This window comes from Nostoc sp. CCY 9925 (genome assembly GCF_963920935.1).
GTDB lineage: Bacteria > Cyanobacteriota > Cyanobacteriia > Cyanobacteriales > Nostocaceae > Nostoc.
The window spans coordinates 99,014-105,223 of the sequence record NZ_CAWUDO010000020.1 but is presented as its reverse complement, the minus strand read 5'-3'; the positions used below and the strand labels follow the sequence as shown (position 1 = coordinate 105,223).

The window sequence follows — 6,210 nt, the reverse complement described above, 5'->3', positions numbered from 1 at the left end:
TTCTCCGTATTTATTTATCTTTACATAGTTTGGTTTTTTCGTGCCGACTTACTTAGCGCCATTCAGCAAGCTTATACCATTGGTTTTTTATCAGGATATCCCGGCAATCGCTTTGAGCCTAACCAAGCTATTCCCCGCCAACAGGTTTTAGTTTCCCTCGCTAATGGTCTGGAATATAGTCCCAGCGGTAATACCGAAAGCACTCTGCAATACTTCAACGATGCCTCTAACATTGCTAGCTACGCCCGTAGCCCGATTGCAGCAGCGACTGAGAAGCAAATTGTGGTGAACTATCCTAATGTGAAGTTCCTGAATCCAACTGCAACCGCCACTCGTGCCCAAGTAGCAGCTTTTATTTACCAAGCATTGGTTAGTTCTAATCAAGCCTCAGCAATTAACTCACCCTACATCGTAGCTCTTGGGACTACGACCCCAACACCTGTAGCTGTGACAATTCCTCAAGGAACTGCTATCCCTGTCAAGTATGACAAGGCAGAAAAAATTCTGGTCACCAAGGACGAAACAGCACCTTTGACACTGACAGTATCCCAAAGCGTGGTTACCCAAGAAGGATCTGTAGTGATTCCTGCTGGTAGCCAAGTTATTGGCCAACTCAAACCTGCTACAGGCGGTTCTCAATTCGTTGCTGAAAAACTGGTTTTGACCACAGGTCAAGAATATCAACTTAACGCAAGTTCTGAAGTGATTACTAAGACTGAAACCGTTAAAAAGGGTACTAGTACTGGATCAATCATTCAGAATACCGTGTTGGGTGCAGGAGCCGCCGCTGCGGTATCTGCCGTCACAGGCGATCGCGCCATTGCCACAGAAGAAGTTTTGGGTGGTGCTGGTATCGGGGCGTTGATTGGTCTATTCTTCGGTAGAAATAGTGTTGACTTAATAGCAATTGACCCAGATACCGATTTACAAATGACAATCAATCAAAACTTGTTGGTTTCACTTAGATAGTTATTGACATTGGGCATTGGTGAATGACAAATGACAAATGACTAATTCTCAACTTCCGGTAACCAAATAATAAATGTAGTTCCCGGTCTATTGGGTGAAGTTAATTTAGAGTTAATTGCAGGGCTGAAAACCTCGATTTCGCCCTGCATTTGTTCTATTAACTGTTTAGCGATCGCTAGCCCCAAACCTGTACCGGGGATTTCCGTTTGCGCCTGTACGCCCCGGTAATGGCGTTCTCCAAGATGCTCTAAATCTTCGGGTGGAATGCCAGGGCCATTGTCATTGATGACAATTCCTTGAAAATTACCTTTTTGTTGCCCACCTTGAATCAAAATCTTACCACCAGCAGGAGTGTATTTCAATGCATTATCGATGATGTTATTTAACACTTCTCGTAATGCTTTGATGTTGGCACGTACTAGGGGTAAATTGTATTTAAATTCGGTTATTAGTCTAAGTTTGCGCTCTTGTGCTATGGCTTTAGCTGATATTAATAATGGTTCTAATATATCTGCTAACGAGCAGTCAACTGTTTTATCTCCGGTTCCTGGCAATAATAGAGGCGGCTTCACATCTTTTTGCACAGTTGCTTCTAGAAATACTTCATCAGGTAGATGCAGTGGTGCTAAATCTGCCTGTGTCAAATCAATTACTTGCTCAAATTGTTGTAGTAATTCTTGGAGGCGATCGCTTTCTCGCACTATGCTATTTGCTACATCCCGATTAGTGTCTGCTGGTTTGAGTCGCTTCAACAAAAGTTTCCCAAAAGTCCGTAACGCTGTTAATGGGTTACGAAACTGATGTAACAGGTTATCTAACAAATCCTGCTGTTTTTCTTGAAGAATTTGTTGTTCGTGCAGCTGATGTTGTAACCATGCTCGTCGCTGATCTAAAATGCAAGCGATCGCCAGTGTTTGGGCTATGCGTTGAATCTGACTTTGCTCGTGTTCATTCCATTCTCGGTCTTTCCTACCAGTTACTAGCAACCCCATCATCACACCCTCATAGACCAGAGGTAAAACAATTTGGTTACCACTTAGTAGATATTCCTCTTGTAAATAAGGTTGGGATGCATCTGGTATCTCAGACTCCCATGAGGAATTTGAAGATTCCGATCCTGGTGTTAATAACCTTTGGTGATGATTAGGTAATACCAATACATTACCAACTTGAAGCTGCTTAGGTACTGTGCCGGCAGTTTCCTCTGTTTGCGGTAATAATGCTGTTTCCGGGTAAATCATCACAGGAATCAGTTTTGCCTCACCAGAGGGAGTCTCTACCAATTCTTGTGTTAGGTACACAATACTTAAAGTTGCTCCCAGCCCTTGGGCCAGCAGTGCTATTTGCTCCCGGCACAAAGCAAGAAAATCAGAACTGGCAGACATTAACATTTTTTAGCTCTTGCTCAAGATTACAGATTTTGAGGCATCATTAAGAGAGGATAGTTAGTTTTTACCTCATTCTTTTAATACAGCTTAGCTGAAATCTTCTGAGTGATGTTTTGTACCAGCGAATTATTATCGTTAGAAAGTTTTGTTTTATCTATACCTCTAAAGATATTAATTTTAATTGGATCAAAAGTTAAAAAACTATTGATTTTTTGAACTAGAACTTCTATAATGACGACGGATTTTGTAGCTATCACTACAATCTATAGCTTGAAAGAGGAGGACAATAGGTTGGCAAGGAGACGCAAAAGAAAAAGTCGTCGTCGTCAGGAAGGACGGCGCATTCTGGAACATGTGCCTCAATATAGCATCGAAAGTGGCGAAGAAAAACCTGTGACAGCAGCGAGAAGGTTCATTCAAGCTGAAGGGATATTGCCACCAGCATTGCTACTCGTAAAGCGAAACGAACACACCACAGACCGTTATTTTTGGGCAGAAAAGGGACTGTTTGGTGCTCAATACGTAGAGGAAAACCATTTCTTGTTTCCCAGCCTGAGGACTTTAGAAACTCCTCCAGGTCAAGAACCCCTTGCTTTAACTGCTCGATGAAAAATTGGTCATCTCAAGCATTGAATGTGGTCCCTGACTATTAATTAACTGGCAAAGTTGCTAAGTTTATGCAAAATTTAATTTTTTTTTAGTTTGTAGGTGATTTGCCAGTCAGCCTATTCTGGGCACTTGAAAAGGCAATACGTGTCAAACCACGCTAGCTTGCATGGCTTGGTACTTGCTTGAAAGATGTATAAAGGAGTGGATATAGAGCCAAGCGCATCAAAAAGCGCTAGTGAAGTTGCGCTCTTATCCAATAGATTGGAAGGCAAGCTCTGTCAACGAATTGAAATCAATCAATTCAGATTTTTACTCACAACGGGAGTTATGGATAAAATTGGCAAAGCAGCAGTTTTGATTTCCTCCTTACTACTTTTCATTGCCTTCAGAGTAGGTCAGGTCATAAAGGGAATACCTCATAAGTTAAGAGATGGTCATAAAAACCAACAATTATTTACCAGCCTTTAACTGTAGAGTCCTCCGTAACTCAGTGAGTTCATCTCGATGGGCAACTACAGTAACCTTACTTGAGGGGGTTTGTTCGCTCTGAGTTGTTTCTACCTTGAGCAACACCTTCTCAAGTCTTCCAGATTTTTTCCAATAAAACACACCACTCAAAGGTGAGAGCAGTACCATAGCAAGAATTAAGCTACTAAAGCTAGGAAAAAGTAGGTACACCACTAGTGAGAGACAAACAATACCAGTAGCTGACAGTAGGGTGAGAAATATAGCTAAGAACCAGCTAGGGCGAACATTACCTTCAAAAGTCACTTGGTTTTGTTCTCGGTCTACCGCTGCCACTCGGTAAGACCGCGATCGAAAATACTCTCTTAATTGAGACATGAAAGCGGCTTCGTCTTGTTCGGATACTAAGTGTGCTGTTTCTGTGCGGTCTTTAGTTGAAGCACGAATAAAGAAAAACAGCCCAACCGATAACAACAAGGTGAGCAGCAACGTAGATGGCAGAATAGGAGTATCCATAACTAATTGTTATTGTTTGACTGGAGGAGACTTATTCATTATCAATTATTCGTTACTTTGTTCGCCCGTTGATGTAGTCTTGCCAAAGAAAAGCTAAATTCTGCGCTTGAACTTGCCATTCTGGAGAAACTTGGTACATCCGCCTGGGGCGTCCCCGTCCTTCGAGTTTTTTCCAATATCCATTGATTGCCCTTTCGTCTTCCAGAAACTTGATTGCACTGTAAAGTACAGTATCGGAAAGCCTATGGGTGGGATATTCAGTTTCTAATCGTTGGATTAACTCGGTGCCGTAGGATTCACCTTCTAACAAAATAGACAGTATGTAACAAACTGCTAATTCCTGACAAAGGTAAGTTGGCGGAGGATTTTCAAAGAATTGATATATATCCTCAAGTTTCATGGTTAGTGAATGGCTAAAAAAATGCCTTAGGGTAAGGTCTACAATCCTCGTAGTCAGTATATAGTGCTACTCTTAGATGAGTAATATATAAAGCTACTTAAGCTAAATTTCCAAAGCGAAAACACCAAATGATTGCCCACGCCTTTGAAGTTGTGGAACTGGTTTGTGAGTTTCAGGGTATAGGATAGTATTCTCCTACCCAAGCTAAATCAGGTATGGTGAGGAGGGAACAGACAGTGGGGAAGTCACTGTTTTGGTGTTAAGCGATGCCGAGTTTATTAGAACTGCTTAAGCAATAAGATGCCATCGAAGAAATTTTACAGGTAAAATGCTATTTTGTCTGTAAAACTTAATAAACACTTTTTTTTACAGTGATTTTCCCAATGCAAATTTTAAAAACTGAAGCTAAAGAATATGTTTATGTTCAAACTGCTACTTTTGTAAACATACCTGGGTAGTAACTATTAATAATTTTCTAGGGTTGAGATCCTCTTGTGGTATCTGGTAAATGTGATAGTAAATTTATCAAAAAGAGCCAAAGGGGAGGGGAAAGAAAAGGAACATAGTGGGAGAAGTTCTAACACTTTAAATGCGTATGGGACATTGGGAATGTTGACTTTTGAGCAGAACCGGAGACGTTTCCGTTGTTCTGGTAAGGAGTTATTTTTGCCCCTCTACTCCCCCGTCCTGTGTTAGGGGTTCTACCATAGACCTCTGCTCCTCTACCCTCCATCTCCCCACTTCCCTTAAAAGCACCTAGCACATTGGTGATTCACTATATGTCACAAACTCCCGATGCCCCATCGTCTTCTTCTAATCTCCGGGCAATTGCCCAAACCTTTCGCCTTGCAGGTTGGATTAGCTTTTGGATTCAGCTAGTACTAGGTGTTGTTTCTGGCATAATTGTGCTGCTGTTCGGTATCTTTAGTCAAAGAACTGGCAGCCCTAGTAATAATCCTGGGACTGGCTTTGGCGTATTTTTAGCAGTTTGTGGATTGGTTATTTTAGGCGTGGGCATTTACTTAGCTTACCGTTACACCAGAATTGGCAAGCAATTGGAATCTTCCAATCCTAGCAACCGCCCTCGTAAAAGCGAGACTGTGCAAGTATTACGCTTAGGACTGTGGGTGAATTTAGGAGGAACGCTGGTGACTCTTTTGGGGGCGCAGGCGATCGTTGGTACGCTGGTAGCAAGATCTATATCTCCCCAAGCGATAACTACCCAATTTTTTGACCCAACTCGAATTATTAGCGGTCTAGATATGCTTGTTGTACAGGCAAACACTAACACTGTCTCAGCGCACTTTGCAGGGCTTGTAGCGTCACTTTGGCTACTTAATCGCATCAATAAACCGTAGAAAGACAAATTCAGAGCAAAAATTTAGCCAAAAATCTATACTTATTTTGACTGATTTTTTGTGTAAATTTCCCCTCTTTTTGGGAGGTTATATAGCAAATAATTAAAATGTGTTCGTAGTGCTTTTCCGAAATTTTCAAAATACAACGTGAAGACTAACATCAGTTGCTCATATTAACATCCACCTAAAAGGTGATATCAGAACTGTTATCAGATGAAATGAATCTGGATTGGAAGTCTTACACTATGAAAAAACTAGAAATTTGGAAATTTGGTATACAAGTGTTTTTTAGTACCTTAATGATTGGATTGTGTAGTTCCCTAATATTTATTGATCGCCAGAATAACCAAAACCAGTCAGTGTACTGGAGTGGTTTATCAGGTGTACTTGCCTATTGGCTACCTTCACCCGCGAGTACTCCGGAGTCTAGAAAATCAGAGGATTAATACTAAATTGACATTTGAAACTTTTTTCGCCCTGGCAAGATTGGCAGGGCAAAATTTTT

8 protein-coding genes are annotated in these 6,210 nt (G+C 41.3%); 5 read left to right on the top strand and 3 right to left on the bottom strand.

Annotated elements, in window-relative coordinates; translation table 11 throughout:
* Positions 1 to 969: S-layer homology domain-containing protein (locus ACM0OY_RS13475; protein WP_414569348.1), on the top strand; the 969-nt coding region annotated here is incomplete at its 5' end.
* Positions 970 to 1,010: 41 nt separating this feature from the next.
* Here the strand turns inward: ACM0OY_RS13475 and ACM0OY_RS13470 are convergent.
* Entirely contained in the window at positions 1,011 to 2,360 is a 1,350-nt protein-coding gene (locus tag ACM0OY_RS13470; RefSeq protein ID WP_414569347.1) for an ATP-binding protein, read from the bottom strand.
* A 288-nt stretch (positions 2,361 to 2,648) separates the two neighbouring features.
* Between ACM0OY_RS13470 and ACM0OY_RS13465 the strand changes: the two genes are divergently transcribed.
* A complete protein-coding gene (locus ACM0OY_RS13465; protein ID WP_414569351.1) occupies positions 2,649 to 2,966 on the top strand; it encodes a DUF3155 domain-containing protein in 318 nt (105 codons plus the stop codon).
* Positions 2,967 to 3,155: 189 nt separating this feature from the next.
* The gene (locus ACM0OY_RS13460; RefSeq protein ID WP_414569346.1) at positions 3,156 to 3,434 is read left to right on the top strand and encodes a hypothetical protein; all 279 of its coding nucleotides are present in this window, start codon (positions 3,156 to 3,158) and stop codon (positions 3,432 to 3,434) included.
* Here the strand turns inward: ACM0OY_RS13460 and ACM0OY_RS13455 are convergent.
* Positions 3,417 to 3,947 carry a cofactor assembly of complex C subunit B gene (locus tag ACM0OY_RS13455; RefSeq protein ID WP_414569345.1) on the bottom strand — a complete coding sequence of 177 codons (531 nt, stop codon included), beginning with the start codon at positions 3,945 to 3,947 and terminating at the stop codon, positions 3,417 to 3,419. The two genes, ACM0OY_RS13460 and ACM0OY_RS13455, sit on opposite strands and share 18 nt — an antisense overlap.
* 52 nt (positions 3,948 to 3,999) lie before the next feature.
* On the bottom strand, positions 4,000 to 4,347 hold the full coding sequence (locus ACM0OY_RS13450; protein WP_414569344.1) for a PadR family transcriptional regulator: 348 nt from the start codon (positions 4,345 to 4,347) through the stop codon (positions 4,000 to 4,002).
* 779 nt (positions 4,348 to 5,126) lie between these two features.
* Here ACM0OY_RS13450 and ACM0OY_RS13445 point away from each other — a divergent pair.
* Together ACM0OY_RS13445 and ACM0OY_RS13440 are read left to right on the top strand one after the other, a co-directional pair.
* Positions 5,127 to 5,705, top strand: a complete 579-nt coding sequence (locus tag ACM0OY_RS13445; RefSeq protein ID WP_414569343.1) for a DUF3611 family protein — start codon at positions 5,127 to 5,129, stop codon at positions 5,703 to 5,705.
* Between the two features lie 245 nt (positions 5,706 to 5,950).
* Complete coding sequence (locus ACM0OY_RS13440) at positions 5,951 to 6,151, top strand: hypothetical protein (protein WP_414569341.1); 201 nt, start codon at positions 5,951 to 5,953, stop codon at positions 6,149 to 6,151.
* Positions 6,152 to 6,210 lie beyond the last annotated feature (59 nt).

Bases quoted from the DNA above. Each gene is read 5' to 3' on its own strand.
- ACM0OY_RS13470 (WP_414569347.1), bottom strand. From the start codon at position 2,360: ATGTTAATGTCTGCCAGTTCTGATTTTCTTGCTTTGTGCCGGGAGCAA.
- ACM0OY_RS13460 (WP_414569346.1), top strand. From the start codon at position 3,156: ATGTATAAAGGAGTGGATATAGAGCCAAGCGCATCAAAAAGCGCTAGT.
- ACM0OY_RS13455 (WP_414569345.1), bottom strand. From the start codon at position 3,947: ATGGATACTCCTATTCTGCCATCTACGTTGCTGCTCACCTTGTTGTTA.
- ACM0OY_RS13450 (WP_414569344.1), bottom strand. From the start codon at position 4,347: ATGAAACTTGAGGATATATATCAATTCTTTGAAAATCCTCCGCCAACT.
- ACM0OY_RS13445 (WP_414569343.1), top strand. From the start codon at position 5,127: ATGTCACAAACTCCCGATGCCCCATCGTCTTCTTCTAATCTCCGGGCA.
- ACM0OY_RS13440 (WP_414569341.1), top strand. From the start codon at position 5,951: ATGAAAAAACTAGAAATTTGGAAATTTGGTATACAAGTGTTTTTTAGT.